This window comes from Citrobacter sp. RHBSTW-00887, assembly GCF_013728095.1.
Classification (GTDB): domain Bacteria; phylum Pseudomonadota; class Gammaproteobacteria; order Enterobacterales; family Enterobacteriaceae; genus Citrobacter; species Citrobacter braakii.
Map to the genome: position 1 here is coordinate 161,297 of NZ_CP056268.1, position 16,649 is coordinate 177,945.

Below are 16,649 nucleotides of genomic sequence, written 5' to 3' on the forward strand. Positions count from 1 at the left end.
GCTCAATCCGGCACTGTTGCAAATAGTCGGTGGTGATAAACTTATCATCCCCTTTTGCTGATGGAGCTGCACATGAACCCATTCAAAGGCCGGCATTTTCAGCGTGACATCATTCTGTGGGCCGTACGCTGGTACTGCAAATACGGCATCAGTTACCGTGAGCTGCAGGAGATGCTGGCTGAACGCGGAGTGAATGTCGATCACTCCACGATTTACCGCTGGGTTCAGCGTTATGCGCCTGAAATGGAAAAACGGCTGCGCTGGTACTGGCGTAACCCTTCCGATCTTTGCCCGTGGCACATGGATGAAACCTACGTGAAGGTCAATGGCCGCTGGGCGTATCTGTACCGGGCCGTCGACAGCCGGGGCCGCACTGTCGATTTTTATCTCTCCTCCCGTCGTAACAGCAAAGCTGCATACCGGTTTCTGGGTAAAATCCTCAACAACGTGAAGAAGTGGCAGATCCCGCGATTCATCAACACGGATAAAGCGCCCGCCTATGGTCGCGCGCTTGCTCTGCTCAAACGCGAAGGCCGGTGCCTGTCTGACGTTGAACACCGACAGATTAAGTACCGGAACAACGTGATTGAATGCGATCATGGCAAACTGAAACGGATAATCGGCGCCACGCTGGGATTTAAATCCATGAAGACGGCTTACGCCACCATCAAAGGTATTGAGGTGATGCGTGCACTACGCAAAGGCCAGGCCTCAGCATTTTATTATGGTGATCCCCTGGGCGAAATGCGCCTGGTAAGCAGAGTTTTTGAAATGTAAGGCCTTTGAATAAGACAAAAGGCTGCCTCATCGCTAACTTTGCAACAGTGCCTGATTCGATGTGTTTGCGGGAAAAAAATCGGCCCAGATCCGCGAAATTTTAATCAGCGAGTCAGCTTGGGAAGAAATGACCTGCTTATTCGCACCTTCCTTAATATAAAGACACAAGCAGAGACATTTTTGGCACGATATAAAAACGCTAAGTTAAAAAATCACTATGACGTGTTGGGTATCAAATGTTCACTGGCATAAACCTCTGTTTCTGATGTAAAACAGATTTTCTGAGGAGGCGTAAAACCTCCTCGTACTGCGAAATTGATTTAGTGATAGCGATCGATCACGCCAACCAGATAGTGGTCGGTTTGCTGCATGTTGATGCCCGCTTTTTTAGCGCTGCGGACTTCATCCAGAATGATTTGCAACAGCGTCCCGTCCACGATTTCCTCTTTTCTGTATCGCTTCAGGAAGTTAATCGCTGACTTATCGTTTGCTGCCTGGGCGTCTTCCGTCAAAGAGGTCAGCGCATTAATGCGCTTCTGGTAATCGCTTACCGTCTGCTCAAACAGATCTTCCAGCGTGGAAAATTCACCGCACCGGGCGTGTTGCTCCTGTAACACCGGCGTGGCGCCGCTCTGTTTGATGTATTCGTACATGCGCATCATTTGCGTCACCGTATTTTGCGCCTGATGACGCAAAAATAGTGCGGTGCCATTAAGGCTATTCTCGCTGCACCTCTGGCTGAGCTGAAGATACAAATTTGAGGTATAAAACTCCTGATTCATTTGCGCATTCAGTTTTTGAACTATTCCGCTAGCGATCATAGGACTTCCTTATTTCTTGTCATCTCAGAAAACGGTCACTCTTCGAAAAAACAACCAGAATAAAAGCGATTCTTTCGCTTTTTTTATTGCGCCTGGTTACGCAGTCATATTCATTTTAAGTCGGGATGCTCCTTATTTAAATATCCAACCCTACTATCGCATTTCTATCTGGCATTATTCTGTGATGGTGTTTCGATATTCACACTCCCTGTGCCAATCCTTTCTTATCGACAGTAGGAAACTTCCTCCGGCTATTCTGCTGAACACGATTAGGGGCACTGTTGCAAAGTTAGCGATGAGGCAGCCTTTTGTCTTATTCAAAGGCCTTACATTTCAAAAACTCTGCTTACCAGGCGCATTTCGCCCAGGGGATCACCATAATAAAATGCTGAGGCCTGGCCTTTGCGTAGTGCACGCATCACCTCAATACCTTTGATGGTGGCGTAAGCCGTCTTCATGGATTTAAATCCCAGCGTGGCGCCGATTATCCGTTTCAGTTTGCCATGATCGCATTCAATCACGTTGTTCCGGTACTTAATCTGTCGGTGTTCAACGTCAGACAGGCACCGGCCTTCGCGTTTGAGCAGAGCAAGCGCGCGACCATAGGCGGGCGCTTTATCCGTGTTGATGAATCGCGGGATCTGCCACTTCTTCACGTTGTTGAGGATTTTACCCAGAAACCGGTATGCAGCTTTGCTGTTACGACGGGAGGAGAGATAAAAATCGACAGTGCGGCCCCGGCTGTCGACGGCCCGGTACAGATACGCCCAGCGGCCATTGACCTTCACGTAGGTTTCATCCATGTGCCACGGGCAAAGATCGGAAGGGTTACGCCAGTACCAGCGCAGCCGTTTTTCCATTTCAGGCGCATAACGCTGAACCCAGCGGTAAATCGTGGAGTGATCGACATTCACTCCGCGTTCAGCCAGCATCTCCTGCAGCTCACGGTAACTGATGCCGTATTTGCAGTACCAGCGTACGGCCCACAGAATGATGTCACGCTGAAAATGCCGGCCTTTGAATGGGTTCATGTGCAGCTCCATCAGCAAAAGGGGATGATAAGTTTATCACCACCGACTATTTGCAACAGTGCCTCGAATCAGCCTATTTAGGCTATTTTTTCCACCATTTCTGGCGTTATTTCCGGTTTTTACTGAGATCTCTCCCACTGACGTATCATTTGGTCCACCCGAAACAGGTTGGCCAGGGTGAATAACATCGCCAGTTGGTTATCGTTTTTCAGCAGCCCCTTGTATCTGGCTTTCACGAAGCCGAACTGCCGCTTGATGATGCGAAACGGGTGCTCCACCCTGGCACGGATGCTGGCTTTCATGTATTCGATGTTGATGGCCGTTTTGTTCTTGCGCGGATGCTGCTTCAAGGTTTTTACCCTGCCGGGACGCTCGGCGATCAGCCAGTCCACATCCACCTCGGCCAGCTCCTCGCGCTGTGGCGCTCCTTGGTAGCCGGCATCGGCTGAGACAAATTGCTCCTCTCCATGAAGCAGATTACCCCGCTGATTGAGGTCATGCTCGTTGGCCGCGGTGGTGACCAGGCTGTGGGTCAGGCCACTCTTGGCATCGACACCAATGTGGGCCTTCATGCCAAAGTGCCACTGATTGCCTTTCTTGGTCTGATGCATCTCCGGATCGCGTTGCTGCTCATTGTTCTTGGTCGAGCTGGGTGCCTCAATGATGGTGGCATCCACCAAAGTGCCTTGGGTCATCATGACGCCTGCTTCGGCCAGCCAGCGATTGATGGTCTTGAACAATTGACGGGCCAGTTGATGCTGCTCGAGCAGGTGGCGGAAATTCATGATGGTGGTGCGATCCGGCAGGGCGCTATCCAGGGATAATCGGGCAAACAGGCGCATGGAGGCGATTTCGTACAGGGCATCTTCCATGGCACCGTCGCTCAGGTTGTACCAATGCTGCATGCAGTGAATACGCAGCATGGTCTCCAGCGGATAGGGCCGTCGGCCATTGCCCGCCTTGGGATAAAACGGCTCGATGACAGCGGTCATATTCTGCCATGGCAGAATCTGCTCCATGCGGGAGAGGAAAATCTCTTTTCGGGTCTGACGGCGCTTAGTGCTGAATTCACTATCGGCGAAGGTGAGTTGATGGCTCATGATGTCCCTCTGGGATGCGCTCCGGATGAATATGATGATCTCATATCAGGAACTTGTTCGCACCTTCCCTAAGTCACCGGCGGCTTGCCTGCCACACATTGAACATTACAGACCAATTAGCACTTTGTCACCGGGGAAAGATGTAAAGATTATGTATAAATAGATTGGCTTAGAAGTGACATTTCAACTTTGGAGAAACAGGTGACATTTTAAACTTGCTTTAACAAAATTTTGGGACTGACCGAAACAAAAAGGCCAGCCCCGGAGGGCTGGCTATTCAGTACAGGGCAATGACAGGTTTCTTGATGCCGCAGGCGTGAGCGTAGCGGGTCAGTGTGTCGATGCTGGCTTTGGTGATGTTGTTTTCCAGGCGAGAAATAACCGGAGGTGTAACCCCCATGCGTTCAGCAACCTGCGCTTTTGTCAGGTTGTCATGCTTGCGCCATTCAGCAAGCAGCTCCCTGAGCTTTTCCTTACGTTCTTCTTCCTGCCATGCAGCGCGATATTCATCGTCCTGCATCCACTCGTTATGCAGTTCTTTATGGCTTACCAGTTTCATTAAGTACCTCCGCTAACCGCTTTTTGGCGAGATCGATTTCTTTCGCTGGCGTTTTCTGTGACTTCTTGATGAAAACACGGAGCATGATGATGGTATTGCCTTTGTGGTATACCCAGATTCCCCTGGCTATGTCCGTCCCCATCGTGCGGATCTCAAAAAGTCCATCGCCCAGGGGCTTCGTGTCCGGCTCCCGCAGTAATCGGGCGTCATACTCCAGTTTGCCGATGAGACGGTCAAACTTCACCCTGATTTTTACGGGTAATGCTGTGGCTTCTTCCCTGGCTTCCGGGTGATAAACAACGCTAAACATGTGACCTCCCATTTCTATTAATATTAACCTATAGGCTAATTTCAGACAAGGTAGAATTAACCTATAAGCTAATTTTGTTGGCAGTTATCGTGGCTACCCGGTCACTACCCTGTTAGCGTGAGTTTTCGTTCCACTGAGGAACGGGGATTTATGCGCGTTAGCGCATGTAAGGCGGCAGGATGAAATGACAGGTAGCACCGAGGGTTAGCCGCCGATACCAGTGAGGGATCGAAAGGGATCGCCTATCCATCCCTTCACCCTGCAAAGCCATATTCCGCTAAAAGCGGCTCAGAGGCTTTTGTGCGCGGTCGGAGTGGTCACAACAAGGCGAAGCCGCAGTTGGGGCGTATCTCCTCGTTAGCGGGTCGTAAGAGCCGCTTACGAGCGTGTAAGCTAATTCTTCAGCGATATTTGCTGACGTATCCGGCGTGGCCGGATTTGTCCAATCCCTCGATGGCTAACAGGCGAGCTGTTAGCCATCGAGGGATTCCGTTCTGAATGCCCCGCGCTTTAGCGTGGGGAGCTACTTTTGAGGCGCTCGCGCCGATGCTGTTCGGTTATCCACTTTTTAAAGGGGATAACAGTAATGTCTTTTATTTTTTTTGGTTTATCTTTTAATACGTAAGTAATTAAAAGATAAACCAAAAGAGTATTTGCGCCATCTCGTTTGCACTTCATTATCACTTACCCACAAGCTATACAGCAGTTGTGGTGGGTCTACGCCGGAACCGCCGAAAAATCCGTCATTCCTGTAGGCGGGATGGGTTGGATTTCGAAAATTATTGTACTATAAGGGCTTCCCCGGCGTGTCAACGCCGGTGTTTATGGTTTCTGTCTGCTCTTCAGTAAAAATAAAGGGGAGAGACTGCGGTACTATAAACGGCCATGATGAATCGTCATCGATTCGGACCCTGATGAAAGACGCGCGTGAGGTTCTTGTTCGTTAAGCGGATACGTATATCCTGTACAATAGCCAGATAGGCCTCACGGGGTCTAACCCTTTATCATCAACGAATTGCAGGTCAGATGGTTATTTTGTTTCGTGCTTTAGCTGGCTGAGTACAGCCTGAAATCATCACCGTAATGCAATGATGCCCAGCACAGCCTTGCGTTTTTGGCGGCGATGGCTACAACGGCACGCCAGTATCCTCTGCGATCGACCAGTGAACAGACCCAACGACTGAATAAATCAGTCCTTTTCTCGGCACCAATCAGAACCGAACGAGCCCCCTGAACCAGTAGCGTTCGCAGATACGAATCGCCAGCTTTAGTTATCCTGCCAAGCTTTGATTTCCCACCACTGCTGTACTGCGATGGCGTTAGTCCCAGCCAGGCTGCCAGTTGTCGCCCATTTTTAAAATCGTGTGCATTACCGATACTGGCGACCAGCGCACAGGCCGTTGTGGGACCAATCCCTTTCAGTTCCATCAATCGCTGGCTGCGGTGATCTGTTTTTGCCATGCGGGACAAAATCCGGTCATATTCAGTAATATTATCTTCAATACGATCAATGTGTTCCAGCAGGTCATTAACACATTGTTGAACCTGAAGTGGCAAAGAACTCTTCTGCTCAGAAACCATGTGACGCAGGGCATCTGTACTTTGTGGGGCGATGACACCGAATTCCGATATCAAACCTCTCAATCGGTTATATGTTGCTGTTTTCTCTTCGATAAAACCCTGTCTGATACGGTGTAGGCATTGCATCGCCTGCTGGCTCTCATCCTTCACTGGTACAAACCGCATATGCGGGCGACGAACTGCTTCACAGATAGCCTGAGCATCAGCTGCATCATTTTTGCCTGATTTACCGGCCATGCGGTAAGGAGATACAAATTTAGCAGCCATCAGCCGTGGTTCATGACCATATTGCCGAAACAACCTTGCCCAGTAGTGAGCCCCGGAGCATGCCTCCATCCCGATAACACAGGGAGGTAAACTGGCAATCAGCTCAGGAAGGGCAGCACGCGATACTTTGGGTTTAACCAGAACAGTTTTACCGTGTTGGTCAACGCAGTGAACAGCGAACACATTTTTAGCAAGATCGATACCGACAGTCGTGATGGTCATAACGAATCCCTCCGGGGCTATGTTTACCCCATGATTGCACAAGAGTTAATCAGGCGCATATCCAGGGGAAGTCCCTTCCATTCGTTAAGGCTGTTTTTTGTACTGAGGTTTATTGCAGACGTGCAGAATCCCCGCCAGCTAAGGCGGTAGTGGGGTTCGAGGTCCAATGATGTAAAAAACCACGCTAAGAGGTTAATTCATTGTTTGTATTCAAATTTAATGGTCTTAACTCGCCCTTCAGAATATCTTCCGGTAACGAAAACGTATAATGTCCCAGCATATTTATATGGCCATGTATCAGCGGCGATAATCTTGCCAGATGCTCCTCTTCAGGTGTTTCCCCCGATTTGCGAAGATGTGACAACGCCTCCTGCATGTAAAGTGTATTCCACAGCACAACCGCATTGGTCACCAGACCCAGAGCACCGAGTTGATCTTCCTGCCCTTCACGGTAGCGTTTTCTAATCTCACCACGTTGTCCGTAGCAAATGGCTCGAGCCACTGCATGGCGTCCTTCTCCCCGGTTGAGCTGAGTGAGGATCCGACGCCGGTAATCCTCATCATCGATATAGTTGAGAAGATACAACGTCTTGTTGACCCGGCCCACTTCCATAATCGCCTGAGCCAGACCAGATGGTCGGCTACTTCTCAACAGTGAACGAATAAGCTCTGATGCATGGATGGTCCCAAGCTTCAGTGAGCCCGCCATTCGCATCATTTCATCCCATTGGGATTCTATTTTTGACAGTTCAACACATCCCCGGGCCAGCTCATTCAGGGCACCATAATGTGCCGTTTTATCTGCCCGCCAGAATATCGCCCCGCCTGCATCGGCCAGACGAGGGGAAAACTGGTAGCCCAGTAACCAGAACAGGCCAAAAATGATATCGCTGGATCCTGCCGTGTCCGTCATAATTTCTACCGGATTCAGCCCGGTCTGCTGCTCCAGAAGCCCTTCCAGTACAAAGATGGAATCACGAAGCGTCCCGGGAACTACAATGCCATGGAAACCGGAGTATTGATCGGAGACGAAGTTGTACCAGGTGATACCGCGTCCTGAACCAAAGTATTTACGATTTGGTCCGGAATTAACCGTTTTAACCGGTGTGACAAAACGCATACCATCTGCGGAGGCAACCTCACCACCTCCCCAGTACCCCGCGAGCGGCAGCGTGGACTGAAAATCAACCAGCCGTGCATTAGCGGTGACCAGCGTTTCTGCCCTGAGATAATTTTGTTTAACCCAGCTCAGACGATGGCGAGTAAGCGCGGGAATATTATGCTTTATCAGGGGTTCATGCCCTATATTGCAGGCTTCTGCCAGCAGTGTTGCGCACAGACTGACCTGGAGATCCTGCGCCCGAGCACCTGATTCACTGACGTGGCTGAATTCGCGGGTAAAACCGGTTCGGGCATCTATTTCAAGCAACAGCTCCGTCAGATCAACCGGAGGGATCAATTCTCTTACCCGACGATTCAATTGTATCAGTGCCGGTGGCTCATCCAGTTTATCCAGACTGCTAATCGTCAGTGAGGGATGCTTACCTTCATTGCTTATGCTGACCGCTGCGTTGCAGGCAAAACGTGAAGCCACTGATTTCCATGTGTCATCAAGCCGCGTAGCCAGTTGTTCTGCTGCTTTAGTTCCGTCTGATGGATGACCCAGCGCCCGACATACCGGGATGCGTTGTGCCTGCCATTCAGCTCCCTGAAGCAATTTTTGACGCGGGTCCCCCCACCGATCACTGTTCTCCAGCCAGAGATCACGACGGCGCAAAGAATCTTGAAGGCGCTCGAGAAGACACAGCGAGTAACCCGCTCGTAGAATCCTACCATCTCTGTCGTAGACCAGACGTTTCCATGGGCCGGAAATGATTTGCTCTGGTGCATCGTCGAGAATTCGCTTTTTTGAGCCACTCAGTTCGGCCAGATAATGGATTGCTGACAACGTGAGCTCCCCGGCCGGGGCGGCCTGAAAGTGTAAGTCACGCAACATCGCGGACAGGAAACGCTTCACCCGTCCATATTGTTCCACCATTTCATCCTGAAACTGAGTATCTTGCGGGCGCGCCAGCTCATTTACCTTGCCGACGGATTCAGCCAGTTTGTCCTTTGGTATGCGGCGAAAAATAGCCTGCCGCAGAGCTGCTTCATCGGTGTTCTCATCAAGTAATAACGTGCATGCCCGTGCCAGTAATAGCGGGGCACGATCAAGATCTTTCAGGGTCCTGAGCCGCTTTTTCTGCCCGATATTTTTTGCAGAACGCGTGATATCCAGAATAAGCATATCCAGCACATCCACGGCCTCGTCAAGCGCCGAAATTTCCTGTGCTTTCACAAACGCAGTAAGCACGGCCAGTCGCCGTTCGTCAGGCATTCTTGAAATGTATTTCACCGAAGCCATTCCGGCATAACGGGCCAAATTCCGCAGCTGGATGGCAGGCAGACCGGAGAAATTCAACCGGGAAAACTCCATGCTACGCAGTCGGGTATATCGCTCCAGGGCGTCTGTAAATGACGGCCCACTGATAGTGACAGGACCTTTTCGCATCTCCTCCAGCACCGATATACGCTGCCCTTCAGGTATTTCAAGTAAACCGTCCAGTTGTGTTTTCTGCCAGCTGTCAGGCAACAAAGCCAGCCTTCGCCATAATCGTCGACTTGCCCGTTCGCGTACTTCGCCAATCAGCCTTGTCAGAGTCGAGGCTGCGGGTAGCAGGATCTTATTTTGCAGCAACCATGCGGTAGCAAAATCAAACAGCAGACCTGGACGCTCATTGCTGAGCCAGGCGCGAGTATAGAGCAAACGCTTCAGTCTGAATGTCCAGGGGAAATCACCAAAATCATGATAATCATAATAGAGCTTGATAAGCCCCTGATGCTCCCAGCGGGTATTTTCTCTTTCAGCATACCGGGAAAGGATCTCTGGTCGGCTGATGTTCAACTGTGCCGCAATGTAAAAACGGATGAATGAGGGAATTTGAAGGGGATCAGGAAGAAACGTTCCCAGAAAGCGCGCCGTAGTCAGCTGAAGTGCAATCCCCAGCCGGTTATGTTTTCCCCGTCGCTGATTAATAAAAGCAAGGTCACGCTCATCCAGATGAAAATACCGAGCCAGCTGAACGGCACTGTTGCAAATAGTCGGTGGTGATAAACTTATCATCCCCTTTTGCTGATGGAGCTGCACATGAACCCATTCAAAGGCCGGCATTTTCAGCGTGACATCATTCTGTGGGCCGTACGCTGGTACTGCAAATACGGCATCAGTTACCGTGAGCTGCAGGAGATGCTGGCTGAACGCGGAGTGAATGTCGATCACTCCACGATTTACCGCTGGGTTCAGCGTTATGCGCCTGAAATGGAAAAACGGCTGCGCTGGTACTGGCGTAACCCTTCCGATCTTTGCCCGTGGCACATGGATGAAACCTACGTGAAGGTCAATGGCCGCTGGGCGTATCTGTACCGGGCCGTCGACAGCCGGGGCCGCACTGTCGATTTTTATCTCTCCTCCCGTCGTAACAGCAAAGCTGCATACCGGTTTCTGGGTAAAATCCTCAACAACGTGAAGAAGTGGCAGATCCCGCGATTCATCAACACGGATAAAGCGCCCGCCTATGGTCGCGCGCTTGCTCTGCTCAAACGCGAAGGCCGGTGCCCGTCTGACGTTGAACACCGACAGATTAAGTACCGGAACAACGTGATTGAATGCGATCATGGCAAACTGAAACGGATAATCGGCGCCACGCTGGGATTTAAATCCATGAAGACGGCTTACGCCACCATCAAAGGTATTGAGGTGATGCGTGCACTACGCAAAGGCCAGGCCTCAGCATTTTATTATGGTGATCCCCTGGGCGAAATGCGCCTGGTAAGCAGAGTTTTTGAAATGTAAGGCCTTTGAATAAGACAAAAGGCTGCCTCATCGCTAACTTTGCAACAGTGCCGCCAGATGTTGTCTCAGATTCAGGTTATGTCGCTCAATGCGCTGAGTGTAACGCTTGCTGATAACGTGCAGCTTTCCCTTCAGGCGGGATTCATACAGCGGCCAGCCATCCGTCATCCATACCACGACCTCAAAGGCCGACAGCAGGCTCAGAAGACGCTCCAGTGTGGCCAGAGTGCGTTCACCGAATACGTGCGCCACAACCGTCTTCCGGAGCCTGTCATACGCGTAAAACAGCCAGCGCTGGCGCGATTTAGCCCCGACGTATCCCCACTGTTCGTCCATTTCCGCGCAGACGATGACGTCACTGCCCGGCTGTATGCGCGAGGTTACCGACTGCGGCCTGAGTTTTTTAAATGGCGGAAAATCGTGTTGAGGCCAACGCCCATAATGCGGGCGGTTGCCCGGCATCCAACGCCATTCATGGCCATATCAATGATTTTCTGGTGCGTACCGGGTTGAGAAGCGGTGTAAGTGAACTGCAGTTGCCATGTTTTACGGCAGTGAGAGCAGAGATAGCGCTGATGTCCGGCGGTGCTTTTGCCGTTACGCACCACCCCGTCAGTAGCTGAACAGGAGGGACAGCTGATAGAAACAGAAGCCACTGGAGCACCTCAAAAACACCATCATACACTAAATCAGTAAGTTGGCAGCATCACCCGCAGCTCATTATGCCCCTGCTTTTGGCAACCTGGCATACTGCTTCAATATCAACTAATTCCAACAGTGGGTTAGTGGGCGTTTCGATCCAGATTAGACCTGTATTCTCTTGAATATGGCGCTCTACTGACGCCAGATCATTAAGATCGACATAACTGAATGTCGTACCTGAAGTTTGTTTACGCAGACGTTCAAACAACCGATAAGTACCGCCATAGACCCCTTTCATTACTAATACATGGGAATCCTTAGGTAGCAATTCCAATATAAGTGCAGTTGCTGCCATACCGGAAGCGGTTGCCGTAGCATAGATACCTCCTTCCAACTCAGCCAAGGCGGTTTCATATGCATATCTTGTCGGGTTACTGCAACGGGAATAACAAAACTCCCCTTCTTCGCCTAAATTTGGCTGAATGAAGGAACTGGCGGTAGTAATCGGTGGAAAAATAGCATTATTGCCCCGGTCAACTTGATCTCCGGCATGGATAACCAGAGTCGCGATCGATTTTGATTTGCTCATTATTTGTCCCTTTAAATTTTAACGATAGCCCGCCGATCATTATTAATAATGACGTTAGGCCACGCGGTTAAACCGTAATATTTATTTACGTGTCATTATACTGATAATTTCTTTATCTGTTTGCCTCATTGGCGATAACACTAATTTACATAAATTATTGATAGAACCTTCAACATCGCAGGAAACAATGCCATCACGCTCCCCTGCAACACTATTTTGTTGCGCCATCAACACCGACTTAAATGCACAGGCGGTAGCGGTAGACACTTTCATGGCACAACTATTTGATGCACCATCGCAAATAATGCCACTAATATCACTGATCATATTACTGACCGCGTAGGAGATAGTTTGAAAATCTTGGGTCAATAACCAACTCATACCTGCCGCCGCCCCCATTGCTGCCGTTGACGCCGCACACAATGCAGACAATCGGGTATAACGCATATGAATTGAGATTGCGGCTAGATGGGCCAACGCTAATGCCCGGGCCAGTGTTTCATCATCTGTATTAAGATGTCGGGCAAGTGTCACTACCGGCATTGTCACGGTAATCCCCTGATTACCAGAGCCATAATTTGACATCGCGGGTAAGGGTGCGCCGCCCATACGGGCATCTGATGCCGCAGTGGTGTTGATCAACATTTGACTCAGTAAGTCAGTGCTGATAAAGCCATTTTTTCTGGCTTGCGACAACGCGCCACTCACGTTCAAACCATAGTTCTTCCTTTGCCCCTCGTCAGAAAGCGCGGTATTAATCTCAGCACTTTTCAGCATAAACATGATGTCTTTAGCGGCGACATCGGTTACAAATTTAAATGCGTCGTTAAGGGAAAATTCGGGTAGTACCCCACTATCATTGGCGGCAATTAGGTCTCGGACTAATATTTGCTTTATATTATTAATATAAACTTCAGTGACATTAGTATGGCTACCTTGAATCACTACCCGGCACTGATCACTAAGACTATATAGCGTAATATCGGGTGATGCTGCCAACTTACTGATTTAGTGTATGATGGTGTTTTTGAGGTGCTCCAGTGGCTTCTGTTTCTATCAGCTGTCCCTCCTGTTCAGCTACTGACGGGGTGGTGCGTAACGGCAAAAGCACTGCCGGACATCAGCGCTATCTCTGCTCTCACTGCCGTAAAACATGGCAACTGCAGTTCACTTACACCGCTTCTCAACCCGGTACGCACCAGAAAATCATTGATATGGCCATGAATGGCGTTGGATGCCGGGCAACCGCCCGCATTATGGGCGTTGGCCTCAACACGATTTTACGTCACTTAAAAAACTCAGGCCGCAGTCGGTAACCTCGCGCATACAGCCGGGCAGTGACGTCATCGTCTGCGCGGAAATGGACGAACAGTGGGGCTACGTCGGTGCTAAATCACGTCAGCGCTGGCTGTTTTACGCGTATGACAGGATACGGAGGACGGTTGTGGCGCACGTCTTCGGTGAACGCACTCTGGCCACACTGGAGCGTCTTCTGAGCCTGCTGTCGGCCTTTGAGGTCGTGGTATGGATGACGGATGGCTGGCCGCTGTATGAATCCCGCCTGAAGGGAAAGCTGCACGTAATCAGCAAGCGTTACACTCAGCGCATTGAGCGACATAACCTGAATCTGAGACAACATCTGGCAAGGCTGGGACGGAAGTCACTGTCGTTCTCAAAATCGGTGGAGCTGCATGACAAGGTCATCGGGCATTATCTGAACATAAAACACTATCAGTAAGTTGGAGTCATTACCTAATATCGATAAAAATAAAATCCGTAGCATCTACTGCGTTTAGACACACGTTACCTGATTCATTAAATATATAGGCTTCGGTAATTTGTGTCGCAGTAATATCTTTTAATACTTCTAAATCGGCATCCGCGTTACCACCAATAGCCCCTATTGCCGCCGCAAGAGTGACTCCGCAATAGCTTGTTCCCGGAATAGTGACTCCCATCGCATTTTTATACAGATTCTCCGATATATTCCCCGTTATTTTTAATATCGGTGCGTTGAGATATTTAGCAGCCACTGCGGCAGCATACGCAATAGCAATAGGCTCAGTACAACCTAATGAAAGTTTCACTTCCTTTTTCAACCAATCGAGTAATTGTTGATGTGTTATTTTTTGCATTTGAAGTAATTAATCAGTGATTTGGATTATTTTTATCTTAGGGTTTTACGGGGAGAAATACTTTTCCTATTTTCTTGTTGTTTTTAATGCTTGGAGAATATTGTTCTCTTTAACAAAAAAGATAACCACAGAACAATTTAAATAAAAACATATTAAAAACAATGAAATAGATAACTCAAACACCATTAATCCCTTACTCAATGAGATACTAATCACAAAACAATAAAGAGAATATTTTCCCCTTAGACGCAATTATTCGCCTTGAATCATTAAACTAGACGATAAAAAAGGCGAGTTAGCTACTGCCAACTCGCCTCAGATAAAACCAACCGGTGCTGGTTTAGATATCAACCCTGCGCAGGGGATTGCTGCATCGTCCAGTTGAGCACTTGAGTGGCTAACTGGTCACTGGCCAGGCCAAAGGCCTGAACCACCTCGTTCATCTCGTTACCTTTTATCGGTTGGCGAATGTCAAACTGGCGAGTCGCAATAATCCTACGATCTGAAATTCTTACCAGCCGAGCATCAAAACGGATCAGCACTTCGCTGCTACCAACATGGTATACCCCTTGGAACGCGGACAGATCACCACTCAACTCCACATCAGCCTGCAAGCTATCATCGTCGCTACTGACTGCACGGATTCGCCCATCGCTACGGAACGCCTGAATAAGACGATTGCGCACCAAAATCGGCGCCGAATCACTCCAACGGGAGTTTTTATAAACCGCAATCTCCTGGCCCTGAGGCTGCACCGCTATGCGTGAGCTATTAAGAAACTGGTTCGTCGCCGGTTGTGAAACCCGTAATGACCAGTTTACTGTCTGCGCGTGTGGCACACTGACTGCAGGTGGCACCGGCAGAAGATAAACTTGTGATACAGGGGCCGAAGGTAAAATGGTGCAGGCAGAGAGCAGTATCGCCCCCCCGGATATCATCAATAGCCACACGCGGCGGCCTGCATAGCGCATCACATTAAAAGAGAGCATTAAGGCGTAAACTCCTGTGTTCTTTCACGGCCGCGCAACAAGGCCGCTGGGTTTTCTTCCAAACGAGAAACGGCGGCACGTAATGTCGCTAATGTTCTGCGCAGCTCATCTACTGCCGGCCCCAGCTCATTCATCCCTTGCATCCCGTTATTGAGTGAGGTTTTATTTTCACTCACCAATTTATTGAGGATGGTACTGGTATTTTGCAACGATGCCATGGTTTTGGCGGCATCACTGACCAGTTGTTTCCCCTGCCCATCCATTAAGCCGTTAGCATTACGCAGCAGGCGATTGGTTTGAGTCAGTGTCTCATTAGCCTGTTTACTGGCCTGCGCCAACTGCTGCAACAGGGTACGGAGATCACCACGTTGATCAGCCACAGTTTGGGTGACCAGCGCGAGATTATCCAGTGTCGTTACTAGGCGCTGCTGGTTATCCGGTGCCAGCAACTGGTTCAAACGCACCAACACTTCATTCGCATTGGTCATGAAATTCTCACCGTTAGCCAGTAACTGGCTCATCGGCGAAGGGGTAGCAATAATGATAGGAACCTCGTCATCTTTGCCCTCCAGCAACGGGCTGGTCTGGCTGCCACTGCTGAATTGAATATTTGAGGTGCCGGTAATACCCGCGACGGTGAGACGAGCTTGGGTATCTTCGCGTATCGGAGTAGATGCAGAAACGCGAATACGTGCCCAAACCTTATTCGGATTGTCTCGGTCCAGGCGTAATTGCGTCACCTCACCGACTCGAATCCCGCTGTACTGAACGGTGCTACCCTGTGACAGGCCACTCACAGGCTCATTGAAAACGATATCGTACAATCTGAACTGGCGATCAGAACCGGAATTTGTCAGCCATAGGCAAAACAGCAGCGCGGCACTCACCACAATAAGAGTGAACAAACCAATAACGACATGATGAGCACGGGTTTCCATATTACAACCTCTCTCCACTGTTAATTGCCGCTGCCTGATAAGCAGCCCGGCCACGTGGGCCATGAAAATACGCCTGAATCCAGCCATCATCAGTCGCTGCAACTTTATCCAGAGTATCAACCACCAGCACTTTTTTCTGCGAAAGCACCGCCACACGATCACACAGTGTATACAGCGTATCCAGATCGTGGGTCACCAAGAATACCGTTAGATTGAGGGCATCCCGCAGGGTGCGGATCAAACTGTCAAACGCCGCCGCACCAATGGGATCAAGACCCGCAGTCGGTTCATCAAGAAACAGAATATCCGGGTCCAGTGCTAAGGCACGGGCTAGCGCAACACGCTTGACCATACCACCCGACAGAGATGCTGGATACTTACTGCCAGTGCCCGGCGGTAGCCCAGCCAGTGCCAGTTTAACCTGAGCCAATCGCTCAGCCTCAGACCGGGGTAATCCGGCGTTTTCTATTAATGGTAATGCCACGTTCTCGGTCACGGTTAGAGAACTGAACAGTGCGCCTCGTTGAAATAATACGCCGAATCGGCGCTCGACCATGGCGCGGGATTGACCTGACAGTGCCATTAAATCCTTGCCAAAAACATGAATTTTCCCGTCAGTCGGACGACGTAACCCAACAATACTGCGTAACAGAACAGATTTACCGGTACCCGAGCCACCAACCACGCCAAGAACTTCGCCGCGCTTAACATCAAGATTCAACCCTTGATGCACGCACTGTACGCCAAAGCAGTTAACCAGATCGCGAATTTGAATGATTGCATCTTGCGTCATTTG

At 49.8% G+C, this 16,649-nt stretch carries 13 protein-coding genes and 4 pseudogenes; 3 read left to right on the forward strand and 14 right to left on the reverse strand.

What is annotated here, in order from left to right:
* Positions 1–72 precede the first annotated feature (72 nt).
* The gene (locus HV314_RS26345) at positions 73–777 is read left to right on the forward strand and encodes an IS6-like element IS26 family transposase (RefSeq protein ID WP_004118358.1); all 705 of its coding nucleotides are present in this window, start codon (positions 73–75) and stop codon (positions 775–777) included.
* 320 nt (positions 778–1,097) lie between these two features.
* Here HV314_RS26345 and HV314_RS26350 read toward each other — a convergent pair whose 3' ends face one another.
* The 7 genes from HV314_RS26350 to HV314_RS26380 form a co-directional block, all read right to left on the reverse strand.
* Positions 1,098–1,598 (reverse strand): non-heme ferritin-like protein, encoded by a 501-nt coding sequence (locus tag HV314_RS26350; protein WP_001752509.1) that lies wholly within the window; start codon positions 1,596–1,598, stop codon positions 1,098–1,100.
* 326 nt (positions 1,599–1,924) lie between these two features.
* Positions 1,925–2,629, reverse strand: a complete 705-nt coding sequence (locus HV314_RS26355) for an IS6-like element IS26 family transposase (RefSeq protein WP_004118358.1) — start codon at positions 2,627–2,629, stop codon at positions 1,925–1,927.
* 119 nt (positions 2,630–2,748) lie between these two features.
* On the reverse strand, positions 2,749–3,729 hold the full coding sequence (locus tag HV314_RS26360) for an IS5-like element ISKpn26 family transposase (RefSeq protein WP_181548137.1): 981 nt from the start codon (positions 3,727–3,729) through the stop codon (positions 2,749–2,751).
* Between the two features lie 277 nt (positions 3,730–4,006).
* The gene (locus HV314_RS26365; protein ID WP_000780222.1) at positions 4,007–4,288 is read right to left on the reverse strand and encodes a helix-turn-helix domain-containing protein; all 282 of its coding nucleotides are present in this window, start codon (positions 4,286–4,288) and stop codon (positions 4,007–4,009) included.
* The gene (locus HV314_RS26370; protein WP_000493286.1) at positions 4,269–4,598 is read right to left on the reverse strand and encodes a type II toxin-antitoxin system RelE/ParE family toxin; all 330 of its coding nucleotides are present in this window, start codon (positions 4,596–4,598) and stop codon (positions 4,269–4,271) included. Before HV314_RS26370 ends, HV314_RS26365 begins: the two co-directional genes overlap by 20 nt.
* A 1,047-nt stretch (positions 4,599–5,645) precedes the next feature.
* A complete protein-coding gene (locus tag HV314_RS26375) occupies positions 5,646–6,668 on the reverse strand; it encodes an IS110 family transposase (RefSeq protein WP_001572362.1) in 1,023 nt (340 codons plus the stop codon).
* A 184-nt stretch (positions 6,669–6,852) separates the two neighbouring features.
* Entirely contained in the window at positions 6,853–9,831 is a 2,979-nt protein-coding gene (locus HV314_RS26380) for a Tn3 family transposase (RefSeq protein ID WP_065366010.1), read from the reverse strand.
* A gap of 24 nt (positions 9,832–9,855) precedes the next feature.
* Between HV314_RS26380 and HV314_RS26385 the strand changes: the two genes are divergently transcribed.
* On the forward strand, positions 9,856–10,560 hold the full coding sequence (locus tag HV314_RS26385; protein WP_001067855.1) for an IS6-like element IS26 family transposase: 705 nt from the start codon (positions 9,856–9,858) through the stop codon (positions 10,558–10,560).
* A gap of 45 nt (positions 10,561–10,605) precedes the next feature.
* Here the strand turns inward: HV314_RS26385 and HV314_RS26390 are convergent.
* The 3 pseudogenes from HV314_RS26390 to HV314_RS26400 form a co-directional block, all read right to left on the reverse strand.
* Positions 10,606–11,216: pseudogene (locus HV314_RS26390) on the reverse strand (IS1 family transposase); the annotation flags it as partial.
* Between the two features lie 56 nt (positions 11,217–11,272).
* Positions 11,273–11,791: pseudogene (locus HV314_RS26395) on the reverse strand (PLP-dependent transferase); the annotation flags it as partial.
* 81 nt (positions 11,792–11,872) lie between these two features.
* Positions 11,873–12,775, reverse strand: a pseudogene (locus tag HV314_RS26400) (L-serine ammonia-lyase, iron-sulfur-dependent, subunit alpha); the annotation flags it as partial.
* Positions 12,776–12,831: 56 nt separating this feature from the next.
* Here HV314_RS26400 and HV314_RS26405 point away from each other — a divergent pair.
* A protein-coding gene (locus HV314_RS26405) for an IS1 family transposase (protein ID WP_223429336.1) occupies positions 12,832–13,529 on the forward strand; the annotation gives its coding sequence in 2 pieces (ribosomal slippage) (positions 12,832–13,081 and positions 13,081–13,529; 699 coding nt in all).
* Between the two features lie 105 nt (positions 13,530–13,634).
* Here HV314_RS26405 and HV314_RS26410 read toward each other — a convergent pair.
* The 4 genes and pseudogenes from HV314_RS26410 to HV314_RS26425 all read right to left on the reverse strand — a co-directional run.
* Positions 13,635–13,926: pseudogene (locus HV314_RS26410) on the reverse strand (serine dehydratase subunit alpha family protein); the annotation flags it as partial.
* A gap of 347 nt (positions 13,927–14,273) precedes the next feature.
* Positions 14,274–14,915, reverse strand: coding sequence for an ABC-type transport auxiliary lipoprotein family protein (locus tag HV314_RS26415; protein ID WP_000948259.1), 642 nt, complete (start codon positions 14,913–14,915; stop codon positions 14,274–14,276).
* Positions 14,915–15,853, reverse strand: a complete 939-nt coding sequence (locus HV314_RS26420) for an MlaD family protein (protein ID WP_000449980.1) — start codon at positions 15,851–15,853, stop codon at positions 14,915–14,917. The genes HV314_RS26415 and HV314_RS26420 overlap by 1 nt, the downstream gene beginning before the upstream one ends.
* Position 15,854: 1 nt before the next feature.
* Positions 15,855–16,646 (reverse strand): ABC transporter ATP-binding protein, encoded by a 792-nt coding sequence (locus tag HV314_RS26425; RefSeq protein WP_001325019.1) that lies wholly within the window; start codon positions 16,644–16,646, stop codon positions 15,855–15,857.
* Positions 16,647–16,649 lie beyond the last annotated feature (3 nt).

Bases quoted from the DNA above. Each gene is read 5' to 3' on its own strand.
- HV314_RS26375 (WP_001572362.1), bottom strand. From the start codon at position 6,668: ATGACCATCACGACTGTCGGTATCGATCTTGCTAAAAATGTGTTCGCT.
- HV314_RS26380 (WP_065366010.1), bottom strand. From the start codon at position 9,831: ATGATAAGTTTATCACCACCGACTATTTGCAACAGTGCCGTTCAGCTG.
- HV314_RS26350 (WP_001752509.1), bottom strand. From the start codon at position 1,598: ATGATCGCTAGCGGAATAGTTCAAAAACTGAATGCGCAAATGAATCAG.
- HV314_RS26365 (WP_000780222.1), bottom strand. From the start codon at position 4,288: ATGAAACTGGTAAGCCATAAAGAACTGCATAACGAGTGGATGCAGGAC.
- HV314_RS26355 (WP_004118358.1), bottom strand. From the start codon at position 2,629: ATGAACCCATTCAAAGGCCGGCATTTTCAGCGTGACATCATTCTGTGG.
- HV314_RS26425 (WP_001325019.1), bottom strand. From the start codon at position 16,646: ATGACGCAAGATGCAATCATTCAAATTCGCGATCTGGTTAACTGCTTT.
- HV314_RS26420 (WP_000449980.1), bottom strand. From the start codon at position 15,853: ATGGAAACCCGTGCTCATCATGTCGTTATTGGTTTGTTCACTCTTATT.
- HV314_RS26360 (WP_181548137.1), bottom strand. From the start codon at position 3,729: ATGAGCCATCAACTCACCTTCGCCGATAGTGAATTCAGCACTAAGCGC.
- HV314_RS26345 (WP_004118358.1), top strand. From the start codon at position 73: ATGAACCCATTCAAAGGCCGGCATTTTCAGCGTGACATCATTCTGTGG.
- HV314_RS26415 (WP_000948259.1), bottom strand. From the start codon at position 14,915: ATGCTCTCTTTTAATGTGATGCGCTATGCAGGCCGCCGCGTGTGGCTA.
- HV314_RS26370 (WP_000493286.1), bottom strand. From the start codon at position 4,598: ATGTTTAGCGTTGTTTATCACCCGGAAGCCAGGGAAGAAGCCACAGCA.
- HV314_RS26385 (WP_001067855.1), top strand. From the start codon at position 9,856: ATGAACCCATTCAAAGGCCGGCATTTTCAGCGTGACATCATTCTGTGG.